Origin of the sequence: Flavobacterium sp. RSSA_27 (genome assembly GCF_051547125.1) — a bacterium.
Taxonomy (GTDB): Bacteria; Bacteroidota; Bacteroidia; order Flavobacteriales; family Flavobacteriaceae; genus Flavobacterium.
The window spans coordinates 30117-46286 of the sequence record NZ_JBPTTN010000001.1 but is presented as its reverse complement, the minus strand read 5'-3'; the positions used below and the strand labels follow the sequence as shown (position 1 = coordinate 46286).

Here is a 16170-nt window from a genome sequence, read left to right as displayed (position 1 = left end):
ATGCAAATATAGCTAGAGTTTTGAATTCTATTTACTAAAAATTGCCTTATTTTGCCACTCAAATAATTTGAAAACCATGCAAACTATTATAGCTAACAACTACCCTATTTATTTTAATGAAAAAGCGTATGAGCATTTGAATCTGTTTTTGAAAGAAAACAAATATTCTAATCTTTTTATCATCGTTGATAGTAATACCACCGATAGCTGTTTGCCAAAATTTTTGCCTTATCTAGAAACCGATTTAACCATTGAAATCATTGAATTTGATGCTGGTGAAATCCATAAAAATATTGAAACATGCATCGAAATTTGGAATGTTTTGACAGATTTAGGAGCAGATAGAAAATCATTAGTAATTAACGTTGGGGGTGGTGTAGTTACTGATTTGGGAGGTTTTGTGGCTTCAACTTTCAAAAGAGGTGTTGATTTTATTCATGTACCAACAACGCTACTTTCCATGGTTGATGCCTCTGTTGGAGGTAAAAATGGTGTAGATTTAGGAAATTTAAAAAATCAAATTGGAGTAATCAATGTCCCTAAAATGGTACTAATTGACACCAATTATTTGGAAACATTATCACAAAGCGAAATGCGTTCTGGACTTGCCGAAATGCTCAAACACGGCTTGATTTATGACAAAGAATACTGGGAGAAGTTTTTAGACTTAACTTCGATAGATTTTGCTGACTTCGATTCGCTTATCCATCGTTCTGTGGCCATCAAAAACGAAATTGTAATGCAGGATCCAACTGAAAAAGGGCTTCGCAAAGCATTAAATTTTGGTCATACTTTAGGACATGCCATTGAAAGTTATTTTCTTGAGAGCACTGATAAAAAAACATTATTACACGGAGAGGCTATTGCCGTTGGAATGATTTTAGAAAGTTACATTTCGTTAAAAAAAGGGTTGATTTCAGTACATGAATATGAACAAATAAAAAAAACCATCAATAGTATTTATGAAAAAATTATTTTCGAAGAAAATGACATAGAACCAATCATAGATTTATTGATTCACGACAAAAAAAATGAATACGGAACCATTCAATTTGCCTTAATTGAAGGTATCGGAACCATAAAAATAAATCAATTGGTTGAAAACGAATTGATTCTTGAAGCCTTTGATGATTATAAATCTTAATCTTTTTTTTAATAAAAAGGATTGCATTACGTATATATTATTTTTTACATTTGCATCAATGAAAAAAAGTCAAAAAAATAGTAACAACAATGGTAATAAAAACAAGCAAGATCGATTTTTAATTAAATCTTTCCATCGTTTTTATACCATGATTGGTTGTTTTAATTTTGATCCTTTTCAATACATCAAAACAGAGAGCGAAAAACTACAAATTAGGTATGCGAATATTAGGGTTTGAATTTAAATTGATTTAGTTGAAACACTTAATTAATTTTTATTTAAATAGTCAAACTAATGAATACAAAATATTCTGACCTAATCAATCAAACCTACTACTTTCCACAAGAGGAATTCAAATTAAACAAAGATAATCTTCAATTTCACAATATTGATTTGATGAAATTGGTTGAAAAATATGGTACTCCATTAAAATTTACCTATTTACCTCAAATTTCAAATAACATCAACAAAGCCAAAAGTTGGTTTCGTAAATCGATGGAAAAAAACAAGTATGAGGCTAAATACTATTATTGCTATTGTACCAAAAGCTCTCACTTCGAATACGTTATGAATGAGGCTTTTAAAAATAATATTCATATTGAAACCTCATCCGCTTTCGACATCAATATAGTAGAGAATTTGCTCGAAAATGGCAAAATCAACAAAAGTACCTATGTAATTTGTAACGGATTTAAAAGAGATCAATATGTAGAAAACATTGCAAGATTGATCAATACAGGACATAAAAATACCATTCCAATTATTGATAATTATGAAGAGTTGGATTTATTACAATCGCAAATTAAAGGCAAATTCAAAATTGGTATTCGTATTGCTGCAGAAGAAGAACCAAAGTTTGAATTTTACACTTCCCGATTAGGTATTGGATACAAAAACATTGTTCCTTTTTACAAAAAAGAAATAAAAGAAAATAAAAAGTTGGAACTGAAAATGTTGCACTTTTTTATCAATACGGGAATCAATGACAATGCTTATTATTGGAATGAATTAGTAAAATGTATTAAAGTATATGTTGCCCTAAAAAAAGAATGTCCTACTCTAGATGGGTTGAATATTGGAGGTGGATTTCCAATTAAAAATTCGTTAACATTTGAATACGATTATCAATACATGATTGACGAAATTATCAATCAAATAAAAATTGCTTGTGATGAAGCGGAAGTAGATGTGCCAAATATTTTTACTGAATTTGGTTCTTTTACTGTAGGTGAAAGCGGAGGTGCCATTTATCAAGTATTGTATCAAAAACAACAAAACGACAGAGAAAAATGGAACATGATTGATTCTTCATTTATTACAACTTTACCTGATACATGGGCTATTAATAAACGCTTTATCATGTTGGCTGTAAATCGTTGGAATGACACCTATGAAAGAGTTTTGCTCGGTGGAATGACTTGTGATAGTGATGATTATTACAACTCTGAACAAAACATGAATGCAATTTATTTGCCTAAATACAATAAAGAAAAACCCCTTTACATAGGCTTTTTTAATACAGGAGCTTACCAGGAAACCATTGGGGGCTATGGTGGATTACACCACTGCTTAATTCCGCAACCTAAACATATTCTGATAGATAGAGATGAAAATGGGATTTTAGCTACCGAAGTTTTTTCAGAACAACAAACTTCAGAAGATGTATTAAAAATTTTAGGTTACGGTAAAAAAATATAAAGATTACGTAATAACATGCAAATTAAAAATACTTAAATTTGAAATATAATTTTTTTATTTTTAAAAGTTTAAATAAAAAAAAAGATGAGTAAAGGTCCAATCAGTCAGTTTATTGAAAAGCATTATTTGCATTTCAACTCTGCATCGTTAGTAGATGCTGCAAAAGCTTATGAGCAGCAATTAGCCAACGGAGCCAAAATGTTGGTAAGTATGGCAGGTGCAATGAGTACTGCCGAAATAGGAAAAATTTTCGCTGAAATCATTCGACAAGACAAAGTTCAAATCATTTCTTGTACTGGTGCCAATCTAGAAGAAGATATCATGAATCTTGTTGCACACTCTCATTACGAAAGAGTGCCACACTATCGCGATTTGACTCCCCAAGACGAATGGGATTTGTTGGAACGTGGATTGAACCGCGTTACAGACACCTGTATTCCAGAACATGAAGCTTTCCGTCGTTTGCAAAAGCACATTTATAAAATATGGAAAGATGCTGATGATAAAGGAGAACGTTACTTCCCTCATGAATTCATGTACAAAATGTTGCTCTCTGGCGTATTAGAAGAATATTACGAAATTGATTTAAAAGATAGCTGGATGTATGCAGCCGCTGAAAAAAATCTCCCTATTATTGTTCCTGGTTGGGAAGACAGTACAATGGGAAACATTTTTGCATCTTATGTTATTAAAGGTGAACTGAAAGCTTCAACTATGAAGTCTGGTATTGAATACATGACTTTTCTAGCCGATTGGTATTCTAAAAATTCGTCAAACGGAATTGGATTCTTCCAAATCGGAGGTGGAATTGCTGGAGATTTTCCAATTTGTGTAGTACCAATGTTATATCAAGATATGGAAATGCACGATGTTCCATTTTGGAGTTATTTCTGTCAAATTTCTGATTCAACAACCAGTTATGGTTCATATTCAGGTGCAGTTCCTAATGAAAAAATCACTTGGGGTAAATTAGATATCACTACTCCAAAATTTATTATTGAGTCGGATGCTACTATTGTGGCTCCATTAATTTTCGCTTATTTGTTAGATTTATAGAATATTTTATGAAAAGAGTAATTGTTGATTACGCAAAATTGACTAACGAAATTTTAAATCTTTTGGTAGAAAAATTTCCTGATGGGTATGATGATTCTGATGTAATTCGTTTTAGAAATGCAAAAAATGAATTAGTGGAAGCGGTAGAAGTACGTACGGAAGACACAATTTATTTAGTAAAAGTTAGCACTAAATTGGCGGATAGAATTGAAAATTTTGACGAAGATATCGATGATGTAGTTGCTCCAATTTCAGGTATTGAGCTTGATGATGAAGACGCAGTATCTGATGACGACGACGAAGATGACGATAGCGACAAACCTGAATTTGACCCAGAAGATGATGAAGATGGGGATAAAGATATTGCCATTGACGAAGATGAAGATGACGAAGAAGATTAAATTTGTTTTCAAGAAAAATAAATGAGGAGCTTAATATAGCTCCTTTTTTTATATTTTTATTGCTCTAAAACTATACGCCATTATGACATTAACAAATTTACACGCCACTCTAAAAGAAAATTTTGGGTTTGAAAAGTTTAGGCCCAATCAAGAAGCTATCATAAACTCCATTTTATCTGGACAAGATACCTTGGCAATTATGCCTACCGGTGGAGGAAAATCCATTTGTTTTCAACTTCCAGCACTCATTTTACCTGGAATTACTATCGTTATTTCTCCTTTAATTGCTTTAATGAAGGATCAAGTAGATAGCTTAAAGGCCAATGGGATAAAAGCTTGTTTCATTAATAGCAGCCAATCAACTGATGAACAACTATTTCATATCCAAGCATTACAAAAGAATGAATTCAAACTAGTATATATTGCGCCCGAAAGTTTATCCTATCTCGATCAACTTTTTAACAACATGACTATTAGTCTAATAGCGATTGATGAAGCCCATTGTATATCGGCTTGGGGTCATGATTTTAGACCCGCTTATACCAATTTAGGGTATTTAAAAAACCGCTTCCCCTCTACCCCAATTTTAGCCTTGACCGCTACAGCAGACAAAGCAACAAGAACCGATATTGCAGAACAATTGAATTTAATCAATCCCAAAACTTTTGTTGCTTCATTTGATAGAAAAAATTTAAGCCTTGAAGTAAGACCTGCATTGGATCGCGTCAAACAAATCATTGATTTCATAAATACAAAAGCAAATGAATGTGGTATTATTTATTGTCTAAGCAGAAAAACTACTGAAGAGATTGCTGAAAAGCTTCAAAAAATAGGAATTAAAGCAAAAGCATATCACGCTGGTCTGGATAACCAAACTCGATCAATAGTACAAGACGCTTTTATCAATGATGAATGTCAAGTAGTCTGTGCTACCATCGCTTTTGGAATGGGTATTGACAAATCGAATGTACGCTGGGTTATCCATTATAATTTACCCAAAAACATTGAAGGATATTATCAAGAAATTGGACGTGCTGGTAGAGATGGTTTACCATCCGAAACTATTTTGTTCGAAAGTTATGGCGATATGATTCAGTTACAAAAATTTGCATCCGAAGGTTCTAATGCCGAAGTACAATTGGCCAAATTGGAACGAATGAAACAATATGCTGATGCTTTGAGTTGTAGAAGAAAAATTTTACTTTCTTATTTTGGTGAATTGGTTACTGATAATTGTGGAAATTGTGACATTTGCAAAAATCCTCCCGCTTTTTTTGACGGAACTGTTATTGCTCAAAAGGCCTTGTCTGCAATTGCAAGATTGAAAGAATCGGAGCCATTAGCAGTAATCGTTGACTTTTTAAGAGGCTCCAAAAACGCCTCTATTTTTGATAAAGAATACCAACATCTAAAAACCTATGGTATCGGAATGGACATCTCTTGGCAGGATTGGAATCAATACATTATACAATTGATCAATCTTGGATTTTGTGAAATTGCATTTCATTTACAAAACAAAATTAAACTAACACCATTAGCAAAAAAAGTATTATTTGAAGGGGAAAAAGTGCAATTAACCACCGTGCAAAAGTTTCAAAAATCAAAACTTGAAACCAAAGAACGTACTCTTAAAACAACAAACAATTCCTTGTTTGAAATTTTAAGAAAACTACGAGCAGAAATTGCAAAAGAGGAAAATGTTCCTGCTTATATAATCTTTAATGATGCAACTCTAAGACAATTAGAGACCCAACGACCGATGAGCGACTCAGAATTTATTGCTATAGATGGAGTTGGTAAAGCAAAATTGGAAAAATATGGTGATATCTTCATAAAGACAATTATAGAGTTTCAAAAAAATAAAACGACTAAAACCAAAAAAGAATCCAACACCTACAAAGAAACCTTAGAATTATTTCAGACCGGCTTGAGTGTGGAAGAAATTGCTACAAAAAGAACTTTAGGAGTCAGCACGATTGCATCGCATTTAGCCAAACTTTATTTAGATGGGCATTCTATTGACTTAAGTAGTTACATCAGTCTTGAAGAAATCACCAAAATTAGGGAAGCCAAAAGCATACTTGAAAATCCAAATGCTTTAAAGCCATACTTCAACTATTTTGAAGATCAAGTTCCTTATGAAAAAATTCGATTAGCATTAGCTATTATTGAGAAAGAAAATCAAGTAGGAAGTCAATGATCCGACCAAGTACATCGAAGATTACATTTGACTAAAATAAAATAGCAAAAAATAAATGAAATTCATTCACTAAACTAGCTAAAAAATATAAAAAAGTTGAAAAATTTAATTGTAATGGTTCTCTTGGTTTACAAATTATTACCTACTAATAAAAGTGTTTTTTTTTGTATAGCCCAGACTTCAAGAAAACAAGCATTTAGTTGTAATTTAAATTTACCTAACCTTTTTGAACTATTTTTAAATTTAAAATAAACTGCAACATATCCAGAAGAATTAAATAATTTCGGAAAAATTTCGAGATAATAAAACAAAAAAATCCGTAAAACTTGCCTTTCAAGTTGTTACGGATTTTGTTTGTGGGCGATGAGGGGTTCGAACCCCCGACCCCCTCGGTGTAAACGAGGTGCTCTGAACCAGCTGAGCTAATCGCCCGATTGCGTGTGCAAATATACACCTAGAATTCGTATTCGCAAGACTTTGGAGCGAAAAAAAACAAAAAAAGGGACTATAAATAAGTTAAAACCTCACTTCCAGTATGTTAGTTTTAACTACTAAGTCCATTATTTTTTTGAATTCCATTTTCAGAATGGTACATTTGAAACATAAATAAAAATCCAATGGGAAGATTTAAAGAAAACGATTTACCAAAAGCAAAAATCACAGCCTCTTCAATAAACAAAGCCAAAATTATTTTCAAATATGCAGGCAAAAATACTTGGAAGTTTTACCTCGGATTAGTATTCCTTTTACTTACTAGCGTAACCGCACTAGCTTTTCCTAAATTTATGGGAATGCTGGTTGACTGTGTCAATAAAAAAGATAGTGGTTTGGCTAACCAAATAGCCTTGGGATTAGGACTAGTGCTAATTCTACAATCTGTTTTTTCATTTTTTAGATTGTCGCTTTTCGTTAATTTTACTGAAAACACTTTGGCTAATGTGAGATTAGCGTTGTATACGAATTTGGTCAAATTACCAATGTCTTTTTTCTCTCAAAAACGTGTGGGCGAATTGAACAGCCGAATCAGCAACGACATTAGTCAAATTCAAGACACATTAACTACGACTATTGCCGAGTTTTTGCGTCAATTCATTCTGATTATAGGGAGTTTTGCGATGTTGGCAAGTATCAATATCAAGTTGACTATAATGATGATTTCTGTTGTTCCGCTAGTTGGTTTTGCAGCAGTGTTTTTCGGTAGATTTATTCGTAAATATTCTAAAAAAGTTCAAGATCAAGTAGCCGAAAGCCAAGTTGTGGTCGAAGAAACAATGCAAGGTATTAGTATAGTAAAAGCTTTTGCCAACGAATGGTATGAAATTGAACGCTACACTACAAAAATTAAAGAAGTCGTAAAAGTGGCTATAAAAGGTGGTCAATTACGTGGTTATTTTGCTTCTTTTATTATTATTTGTTTGTTCGGTACAATAGTAGCTGTAGTTTGGTATGGTGTGCAATTAAGCATTGCTGGCGAAATCACTGTTGGTGAATTATTCACTTTTATTCTTTATTCGAGTTATGTTGGTGCTTCCTCTGGTGGCATAGCCGAATTGTATGCGCAAATGCAGAAGGCCATTGGAGCTACAGAACGCGTCTTTGAATTATTAGAAGAAATTCCAGAAAAAATCAATAGCACAGAAATTCAAAATTTCCCAAAGATAAAAGGAGATGTATCATTTGAAAATGTTGCCTTCACCTACCCTTCGCGTAAAGAAATTCAAGTCTTAAAAGAAGTAAGTTTCACCGCATTATCAGGTCAAAAAATTGCTATTGTTGGGCCAAGTGGCGCTGGAAAATCTACTATTGCCTCTTTGTTATTGCGCTTTTATGACACTACTGGAGGTAGCATTAGCATTGACAACAAAAACATGTTGGAATATGATTTAGAGGCTTTACGTGGCAATATGAGCATTGTTCCTCAGGATGTAATTTTGTTTGGAGGAACCATTAAAGAAAATATTGCTTATGGTAAACCCAATGCTACCGACGAAGAAATTATGTTGGCTGCTAAACAAGCCAACGCGCTACAATTCATTCAAGGTTTCCCAGAACAATTTGAAACTGTGGTCGGAGAAAGAGGCATTAAACTTTCCGGTGGACAAAGGCAGCGAATTGCAATTGCAAGAGCATTGCTAAAAAACCCAAGTATTTTGATTTTGGATGAAGCAACATCCTCTTTGGATAGCGAAAGTGAAAAATTAGTCCAAGAAGCTTTAGAAGTTTTAATGGAAGGAAGAACGAGTATTATAATTGCACATCGTTTATCAACGATTCGTAGTGCTGATCAAATTTTGGTTTTAGATCAAGGACAAATTACTGAAAAAGGAACGCATCAAGAATTGATTGCCATAGAAAATGGAATTTATAAAAATTTAAGCAACCTGCAGTTTAGCGATTTCTAAAAAATGCACTTTTAAATAATTTGAAGTATATCAAAAGTGTTACTCTAATTAAATATTTATTATTAACTGAAATAAAGTTAATTGCCAAAAAAAAAAAAAAAAAAAATGAATTTTTCATAAACTACAAAACAATATTCATTTCTTATTGCTGTTTTCTGTGAAGAAACAAAGCGAATTTTTAGAGTTGTTAAACAGCCATTTTTATGGAAATGTAATGCAGAAGTAAGTATATTTTACCTTTTTTAACAGCAGTATCTTTCATTTTTTTACGGTCAATAGAGGAACCTTTTCCCAAAAAATTTACTGGAATTTTTAACTTTTCAATTTCAAAACTCACTTCAACTTTTTGAGGTAAAACGTCTTTTGCTTTTTGATATTCCAACGCCATTTGATATGCGCCATCTTTTTTGGTATTGATTTCAGTGGTATGCAAACGTTTCGCTTTTTGGTCTAACCAAACAGTGGCTATCGAAAAATCGGCTTTAGGATCGATCGGTATAATATTTAGTACTTTACAAAGTTTACCATTTTTCACTTCTTTTCCCCTATCAACAGTGATATAAGGATATTCCGTAAGACTGTTAAGTGAAAAATCCAATCCTCTTTTGGGTAAAAGCACAAAATCTTTCGCATCAATTTTCATTCTCTTGCCACGGTTATAGTTTAGCGTAGCTTGCTTTGTTGGCATATTGATAAAAGAAACGTCAACATTCAAAACTAATTTTGCAGTAAATGAAGCCACAGAATCCATTCGTTGTTTTAATAACAAAAAATCTTTATCGATTTGTTGTGAAAAACAAGTAAAGCTACTAGTAATAAAAAGGGCAATGAAAAAATATTTTTGCATTATTCGAGGTCTTTTTCAATAAATAAATAAATGCCAAAAAGTGCCGTAATTAGGGTATAAAAGAACAACAAAACAGCATTAAAACTTACTTGTTCCCATTCCACTTCAGGATAAAAAAAGTATTGCCAACTGTCTATTAGTTTTACATAAGTCCATTGATTTAAAAAAGTAGAATTCAAATCTATTTTTAGCAATAAATTAGTAAAAACCAGAAAAAAAGTAGACGCAATCCAAGTGGCTGTGGCTTCTTTTATGATGATTGCCAATGTCATACTCACCACAGTATAAAACAACATTGAAAAACCTCCAGAAATAAAGGCAAAAAGAATACGCTCCTTCGCTTCTTCATTGGTGAAGAAATTGAGTGATTCTAAATACACAATCAAATCTCCTTGTCCAAAAAGTATATTAGACAGCAAAACAGAAGTTAAAGCTAGAAAAGCCAAAACAAGAATCGTTAGTTGCAATGCAACCAAATATTTAGACAGGATAAAACTCCCTTTTTTTACAGGTTGCAAAAAGGTTGCTTGAAGCGTTTTGTCTTTGTATTCTGTGGTCATCATTCCAGATACTAAAATCATCAAAATCAAGGGTAAATGAAACCAAAGTGTATTCAATAATAGATAAATCATCAGATTGCCATTCAGCAATTTTCCCTTAAAATAAAAGGATTTTCGAAGGTTCTCCAATAACAATTCGATAATTTCTGTACCTTGAAAATAAGCTCCCACCAAAACCAATCCTTCGATAATTAAAATGGCAGCTAAAGCCCAATAGGTTCTTTGCTGTTTGAAAAGTTTAAACCATTCAATTCTCATCAATTGCCACATCATACCTATATTTCAAAAAGTTCTTTCATACTATAATCAGGAATACAAGATTCTATATTTATCCCTTCGGTGAGTAAATCCTGTAATAGTTTGCTTATTTTATCGGAACCAATGGCTACCCAAACCATTTGTCCACGTACCTTAAAAGAATAATTTTGTAATGTTTTAGCTTTACTTATTCCTTTTCCATACAAAGCATATCCAACAGTGTGCGTCGAAAGAATGTCTTGAGTAGGCCCGCTGTGAATCATTTTCCCACCTTTAAGCACATACAAACGGTGGCAGCATTTAGCCAATTCTTCAGTAATATGGGAGGACAAAATAATCGCTAATTTTTTCTTTTCACAAAGTTCTAATATTAAGTCGCGTAAAGCGGTCACTCCTACTGGATCTAGCCCATTAAAAGGTTCATCTAAAACCAAAACAGCAGGCTGATTTAATAATGCTATAGCTATGGCCAACCTTTGCTTCATTCCCATCGAAAAACGATTGACAGGATCTTTTCGTTGGATATCCAAACCAACTTGTAAAAGGCATTCGGCAATAAACTCTTTAGTGGTATTTATCCCTTGCAAACCAGCAAACAACCTGATATTTTCAGCAGCAGAAAGATATTCATAAAGACCCGGTTTTTCGATAATTCCACCTAATGGTTTTGCGTAATGTTGAGGCAAAGTAACCGTTCCGCTATCCGGTTGAACGAGTCCAAAAATAATTTTGAATAAAGTTGTCTTTCCGGCACCATTGGCTCCCAACAAACCTACTATTTCTCCAGGCTCACAGTGCATAGAAATCCCTTGTAGTACTTGTAAATTCCCGTATGATTTATATATATTTTTTACTTTCATTAGAGTATTGTCTCCATATAAATCGAGTTAAAATTATATTTTGAACGATAACTTGGTTCCAAAAAAGTACGATTCCAAAACTTTTTTTTAAAGAAAAACAAAGGATCTTTAACCATAAAATAAGGTACGAAATGATACCATTTTACGCCTTTTTGCGCATAATATTCTGCTACCTGCTTTTCTAGCCCTAACTCTTCAGCAGCCACAAGTGCAGCCATACGTTGACACTTTGAAACAATATAGGTATCACAAATACGTCTGTTGAAACCGTGAATAAAAAACTGATCTTTGGCTCTTTTGTAGTTTTGAAAACGAGACCAACCATCGGCCAAGACCAAAAAAATATGCACAAAGGCAAACAAGAAACATAGTAACCATAAAATGATTAGCAACAAACCTTGATGTAGTAAAGCATGTCGTAATTGCACACCATAAAACCAAGCTTCAAGTATAAATAATAGTAAAGAATAGTACAGCAATTTACCCACCTTCAAATAGGAAACAAATAATGGCGGTTGTTTGGGCAAATTGGATACAATCATAAAATTAAGAAAGGATTTATATTATGGAACGATTATAAAACAAAAGGCATTGTTTATGAAGCTCTAAATAAATACATTACCAAAATAAGAAAAATCTATTAATTTATAGTGAAAAATTTTTCAAAATAGAAAATAAAATATCGACATAAAAAAATCCACTACTTACTGATATAGTAAATAGTGGATGTAAAATAATTTTTTGAGTTGGTTTATCCTCTAATCAATTTTCTGTATTTTAAACGTTTTGGAGTCAAATCACCACCTAAACGTTTCTTTTTGTTTTCTTCGTATTCTGTAAAGCTTCCCTCGAAGAAATATACTTCAGAATTCCCTTCGAAAGCTAAGATATGTGTACAAATACGATCTAAAAACCATCTATCGTGAGAGATTACAACCGCACAACCCGCAAAGTTTTCTAAACCTTCTTCAAGTGCACGTAAGGTGTTTACGTCCAAATCATTCGTAGGCTCGTCTAAAAGCAATACGTTACCTTCTTCTTTCAAAGTCATTGCTAAGTGTAAACGGTTTCTCTCTCCACCAGAAAGCATTGATACTTTCTTGTTTTGTTCGCCTCCTCCAAAGTTGAAACGTGACAAATAAGCTCTAGAATTCACTTGTTTACCACCCATCATAATCAATTCTTGCCCATCGGCAAAGTTTTCCCAAATCGATTTATTTGGATCTATATTGGAGTGTGATTGATCAACGTAAGCGATTTTTACGGTTTCTCCAACAGTAAATTCACCACTATCCGTTTGTTCTTCTCCCATAATCATTTTAAAAATGGTCGATTTACCAGCTCCATTCGGGCCTATAATTCCAACAATTCCTGCTTGAGGCAAAGTAAAATTCAAGTTGTCATATAAAAGCTTGTCTCCAAAAGCTTTGGCTACATTTTTAGCTTCAATAACATTGGTTCCCAAACGAGGGCCATTAGGAATATAGATCTCTAATTTTTCGTCTAATTGTTTTTGGTCTTCATTCAAAAGTTTGTCGTAGTTCTGTAAACGCGCTTTTTGTTTGGTTTGACGACCTTTGGCACCTTGACGTACCCATTCTAACTCACGCTCTAGCGTTTTTCTACGTTTAGAAGCTGTTTTCTCCTCTTGGGCCAAACGAATTGACTTTTGATCCAACCAAGATGAATAATTACCCTTCCAAGGAATACCTTCTCCACGATCTAACTCCAAAATCCAACCTGCCACATTATCCAAGAAATAACGGTCGTGCGTTACGGCGATTACAGTTCCAGAATACTGTGCTAAATGTTGCTCTAACCACAATACGGATTCAGCATCTAAGTGGTTGGTTGGCTCATCTAAAAGCAATACGTCGGGTTGTTGCAATAACAAACGGCATAAAGCTACACGACGGCGCTCACCACCTGAAAGGTTTTTGATTGGCGTATCACCGTCAGGAGTACGCAAAGCATCCATCGCAATCTCTAGTTTGGTATCGATTTCCCAAGCACCCAAAGCATCAATTTTGTCCTGTAAAGCCGCTTGACGATCCATTAACTTGTCCATTTTGTCTGGATCAGAATAGTTTTCTTCAAGACCAAACAAATCGTTGATTTGGTTGTATTCTTCAAGTACCGCCATAGTTTCAGCAACTCCTTCACGAACAATTTCGATTACTGTTTTAGAATCATCTAAAATTGGTTCTTGCTCTAAATAACCAACGGTATAACCAGGTTGAAAAACCACATCACCTTGATAATTTTTATCAACTCCAGCAATAATTTTTAAAAGAGAAGATTTACCAGAGCCATTAAGACCCAAAATACCAATTTTAGCCCCATAAAAGAAACTCAAATAGATGTTTTTTAACACTGGTTTATCTGCACCTTGATAGGTTTTGCTCAATTTCTGCATCGAGAAAATGACCTTCTTATCGTCTGACATATTTTAAGTTTATTTATTTATTGTTTTATACACGTCCTTTCAAAGAGCTAAAAACCCAAGCATTGGCTAAAAAACCAATTCCAACCGCAGCAAATCCCCATCCAGATACATCTCTGTAGCGAAAAGCTCCCAATGCAATAAGTAATAATCCCATTAAAATCATTATAAATGTAGCCCATCCTAGGATGGTATTTTTATTCATTCCCATAATCGTGGTATTTTATTTTTTTCGGAACTGCAAATATCGTTAATTTTTATAGATTTTGGAACAAAATTCTTATTCCTGATATAAAATCATTGTGCTATGAGAAGGTATGGTGACGATTTGATTTTGAGTCTTCTCCCCTGAATTGAGAGCAATTATTTCTCCATTACAAGCAATAGTCCAAGTTCCTTCAAAAGTAATTGTTTTAGCAATAGCATCACCATTATAGTACACTCTTATATTTTTCCAAGCATCACCATTTGCATAATTCTTCAAAGTATAACCTACTAGCAGAGGATCATTTGTGCTTACAAAATCCAAATGCTGTTGTATCATTTTTTCTGTAGTCATTTTAAAAGCGGGATGCGCTTTACGAAGTGCTACTAAATTTTTATAATAGTGATACAATTCTTTGTTCTCATGTTTCCAATTCCAATCGATTTTGTTAATACTATCTGGGGAATTAAAGGAATTCTCAACTCCTTTTTTAGTACGTTTCATTTCAACTCCCATATGCAAAAAAGGAATACTTTGAGAAGTCAAAACAATAGTATTCGCCAATTTATCCATTGCCACCAATTCTTTTTCCGAACCAGTAGGATTGGCAATTTTTAGCTTATCATACAAAGTATTATTATCGTGACAAGAAACATAACCAATAACTTTAGTTGGGTTATCAGCATATGGAAACTGAGCATAACTTCTGTTTTTATCGTACTTTATTTGTGGGTGATTGGTAGAAGCAACGACACCAAATTCTACTATTTCTTTTAGATTTTTATTCCCACTTACAAATCCTTTATCTTCAACATTAGACCAATGTCCTTTTACCCCATCTCTTATATCATCTGAAAAAACGGCGATATCATTCAACTGCTTCACATGGTTTTTCAAGGCTCTTTTTTCCAAAGGAAGTGGAGAGTCCCCAGCCGTCCAACCTTCTCCGTATAAGAAAATGGTGGGGTCAATTTTTTTGAGTTCTTTTGAAATCAGATTCATAGTTTCGATGTCATGAATAGCCATCAAATCAAACCGAAAACCATCAACGTGATATTCCTTTACCCAATATTTGAGCGATGAAAGCATGAATTGACGCGCCATAATTCTATCAGAAGCAAATTCATTGCCACAAGCAGAAGCATCGGAACGTTTACCATCAGTCCAATTTCTGTAATAATAACCTGGAACCAATTGGTCAAAAATATCAGTGGAGCTAGTGTGATTATATACTACATCCATCACCAATCTAATATTGGCTTGATGCAAGGCAAGTACCATTTCTTTATATTCTTTCATCCTCACCAACCCATCAAAAGGATTGGTTGCATAAGACCCTTCTATAGCATTATAATTTTGTGGATCATAGCCCCAATTGTATTGTGGCTTATCTAAATTTGCTTCGTCAATAGATTTGTAATCAAAAACTGGAAGCAAATGAAGATGGGTAATTCCCAATTCTTTTAGATGATCTAATCCAGTACTTTCGCCATAACTATTTTTAGTGTTGGTTTCTGTTAAACCAAGAAATTTACCTTTGTTTTTAATACCTGATGAAGCATCTATAGAAAAATCACGAACGTGAGCTTCATATAAAACAATATCAGCAACAGATTTCAGTTCAGGCTGTTTGTCCTTTTTCCAATCTGTTGGATTACTACTTTTTGGATTAAAAATTAGCCCACGGTTACCGTTAACCCCAACTCCTCGGGCATAAGGATCGGGCATTTCTTTAGACCATTTACCTTCATGTTTTGCTTGTAAAGTGTAATAGGTATTATGTAAATCTCCTTTTAATTCGATTACCCAAACACCTGTCTTGGTTTCGTAAGTTAAATTTTTTGTAGCAATAGCATTTCCTCCATTACCTTTTGCATAAAGATGTACTAGAACTTCTTCAGCATTAGGACTCCATAGCTTCAAAATCGTCTTTTGAGGAGAATAAGTAACCCCTAAATCCTCTTTTAAATACACAGGATAAGTATCAAAAGAGGTATATTTTATTGTATTCGTTTTTGAATTTTGAGCTTTAGCCCAAGGCATCATTAAAAGTAATCCAATACTCAAAATGATATTTTTAAATAAAGTATTCATAT

13 protein-coding genes and 1 tRNA gene are annotated in these 16170 nt (G+C 33.4%); 6 read left to right on the top strand and 8 right to left on the bottom strand.

Annotated elements, in window-relative coordinates:
• The first annotated feature begins 76 nt into the window (after positions 1–76).
• The 5 genes from aroB to recQ all read left to right on the top strand — a co-directional run bounded on the left by aroB (position 77) and on the right by recQ (position 6499).
• Entirely contained in the window at positions 77–1144 is a 1068-nt protein-coding gene (aroB, locus tag ACSVH5_RS00180; RefSeq protein ID WP_438059448.1) for a 3-dehydroquinate synthase, read from the top strand.
• A 294-nt stretch (positions 1145–1438) separates the two neighbouring features.
• Positions 1439–2842 carry an arginine decarboxylase gene (locus tag ACSVH5_RS00175; protein WP_438059447.1) on the top strand — a complete coding sequence of 468 codons (1404 nt, stop codon included), beginning with the start codon at positions 1439–1441 and terminating at the stop codon, positions 2840–2842.
• An 84-nt stretch (positions 2843–2926) separates the two neighbouring features.
• A complete protein-coding gene (locus ACSVH5_RS00170) occupies positions 2927–3898 on the top strand; it encodes a deoxyhypusine synthase family protein (protein WP_438059446.1) in 972 nt (323 codons plus the stop codon).
• A gap of 8 nt (positions 3899–3906) precedes the next feature.
• Positions 3907–4299 carry a DNA primase gene (locus ACSVH5_RS00165; RefSeq protein ID WP_438059445.1) on the top strand — a complete coding sequence of 131 codons (393 nt, stop codon included), beginning with the start codon at positions 3907–3909 and terminating at the stop codon, positions 4297–4299.
• 82 nt (positions 4300–4381) lie between these two features.
• Positions 4382–6499, top strand: a complete 2118-nt coding sequence (gene recQ / locus ACSVH5_RS00160; protein ID WP_438059444.1) for a DNA helicase RecQ — start codon at positions 4382–4384, stop codon at positions 6497–6499.
• 357 nt (positions 6500–6856) lie between these two features.
• On the opposite strand, the gene ACSVH5_RS00155 is transcribed toward recQ, so the two are convergent.
• A tRNA-Val gene (locus ACSVH5_RS00155) sits at positions 6857–6931 on the bottom strand.
• A 185-nt stretch (positions 6932–7116) separates the two neighbouring features.
• On the opposite strand from ACSVH5_RS00155, the gene ACSVH5_RS00150 reads away from it, so the two are divergent.
• The gene (locus ACSVH5_RS00150) at positions 7117–8901 is read left to right on the top strand and encodes an ABC transporter ATP-binding protein (RefSeq protein WP_438059443.1); all 1785 of its coding nucleotides are present in this window, start codon (positions 7117–7119) and stop codon (positions 8899–8901) included.
• A gap of 187 nt (positions 8902–9088) precedes the next feature.
• Here the strand turns inward: ACSVH5_RS00150 and ACSVH5_RS00145 are convergent, their stop codons facing one another.
• The 7 genes from ACSVH5_RS00145 to pulA form a co-directional block, all read right to left on the bottom strand.
• Positions 9089–9748, bottom strand: coding sequence for a hypothetical protein (locus tag ACSVH5_RS00145; RefSeq protein WP_438059442.1), 660 nt, complete (start codon positions 9746–9748; stop codon positions 9089–9091).
• The gene (locus tag ACSVH5_RS00140) at positions 9748–10581 is read right to left on the bottom strand and encodes an ABC transporter permease (RefSeq protein ID WP_438059441.1); all 834 of its coding nucleotides are present in this window, start codon (positions 10579–10581) and stop codon (positions 9748–9750) included. The genes ACSVH5_RS00145 and ACSVH5_RS00140 overlap by 1 nt, the downstream gene beginning before the upstream one ends.
• 2 nt (positions 10582–10583) lie before the next feature.
• On the bottom strand, positions 10584–11426 hold the full coding sequence (locus ACSVH5_RS00135; protein WP_438059440.1) for an ABC transporter ATP-binding protein: 843 nt from the start codon (positions 11424–11426) through the stop codon (positions 10584–10586).
• Entirely contained in the window at positions 11426–11968 is a 543-nt protein-coding gene (locus tag ACSVH5_RS00130; protein WP_438059439.1) for a hypothetical protein, read from the bottom strand. The genes ACSVH5_RS00135 and ACSVH5_RS00130 overlap by 1 nt, the downstream gene beginning before the upstream one ends.
• Before the next feature lie 209 nt (positions 11969–12177).
• The gene (gene ettA / locus ACSVH5_RS00125) at positions 12178–13872 is read right to left on the bottom strand and encodes an energy-dependent translational throttle protein EttA (RefSeq protein WP_438059438.1); all 1695 of its coding nucleotides are present in this window, start codon (positions 13870–13872) and stop codon (positions 12178–12180) included.
• 25 nt (positions 13873–13897) lie between these two features.
• Positions 13898–14080, bottom strand: coding sequence for a CAL67264 family membrane protein (locus ACSVH5_RS00120; protein WP_159685243.1), 183 nt, complete (start codon positions 14078–14080; stop codon positions 13898–13900).
• A 69-nt stretch (positions 14081–14149) separates the two neighbouring features.
• On the bottom strand, positions 14150–16168 hold the full coding sequence (pulA, locus tag ACSVH5_RS00115; protein WP_438059437.1) for a type I pullulanase: 2019 nt from the start codon (positions 16166–16168) through the stop codon (positions 14150–14152).
• Positions 16169–16170 lie beyond the last annotated feature (2 nt).

What these genes read in the sequence shown, in the direction of transcription:
- aroB (WP_438059448.1), top strand. Translation starts at nt 77, where the DNA reads ATGCAAACTATTATAGCTAACAACTACCCTATTTATTTTAATGAAAAA.
- ACSVH5_RS00175 (WP_438059447.1), top strand. Translation starts at nt 1,439, where the DNA reads ATGAATACAAAATATTCTGACCTAATCAATCAAACCTACTACTTTCCA.
- ACSVH5_RS00170 (WP_438059446.1), top strand. Translation starts at nt 2,927, where the DNA reads ATGAGTAAAGGTCCAATCAGTCAGTTTATTGAAAAGCATTATTTGCAT.
- ACSVH5_RS00165 (WP_438059445.1), top strand. Translation starts at nt 3,907, where the DNA reads ATGAAAAGAGTAATTGTTGATTACGCAAAATTGACTAACGAAATTTTA.
- recQ (WP_438059444.1), top strand. Translation starts at nt 4,382, where the DNA reads ATGACATTAACAAATTTACACGCCACTCTAAAAGAAAATTTTGGGTTT.
- ACSVH5_RS00150 (WP_438059443.1), top strand. Translation starts at nt 7,117, where the DNA reads ATGGGAAGATTTAAAGAAAACGATTTACCAAAAGCAAAAATCACAGCC.
- ACSVH5_RS00145 (WP_438059442.1), bottom strand. Translation starts at nt 9,748, where the DNA reads ATGCAAAAATATTTTTTCATTGCCCTTTTTATTACTAGTAGCTTTACT.
- ACSVH5_RS00140 (WP_438059441.1), bottom strand. Translation starts at nt 10,581, where the DNA reads ATGATGTGGCAATTGATGAGAATTGAATGGTTTAAACTTTTCAAACAG.
- ACSVH5_RS00135 (WP_438059440.1), bottom strand. Translation starts at nt 11,426, where the DNA reads ATGAAAGTAAAAAATATATATAAATCATACGGGAATTTACAAGTACTA.
- ACSVH5_RS00130 (WP_438059439.1), bottom strand. Translation starts at nt 11,968, where the DNA reads ATGATTGTATCCAATTTGCCCAAACAACCGCCATTATTTGTTTCCTAT.
- ettA (WP_438059438.1), bottom strand. Translation starts at nt 13,872, where the DNA reads ATGTCAGACGATAAGAAGGTCATTTTCTCGATGCAGAAATTGAGCAAA.
- ACSVH5_RS00120 (WP_159685243.1), bottom strand. Translation starts at nt 14,080, where the DNA reads ATGGGAATGAATAAAAATACCATCCTAGGATGGGCTACATTTATAATG.
- pulA (WP_438059437.1), bottom strand. Translation starts at nt 16,168, where the DNA reads ATGAATACTTTATTTAAAAATATCATTTTGAGTATTGGATTACTTTTA.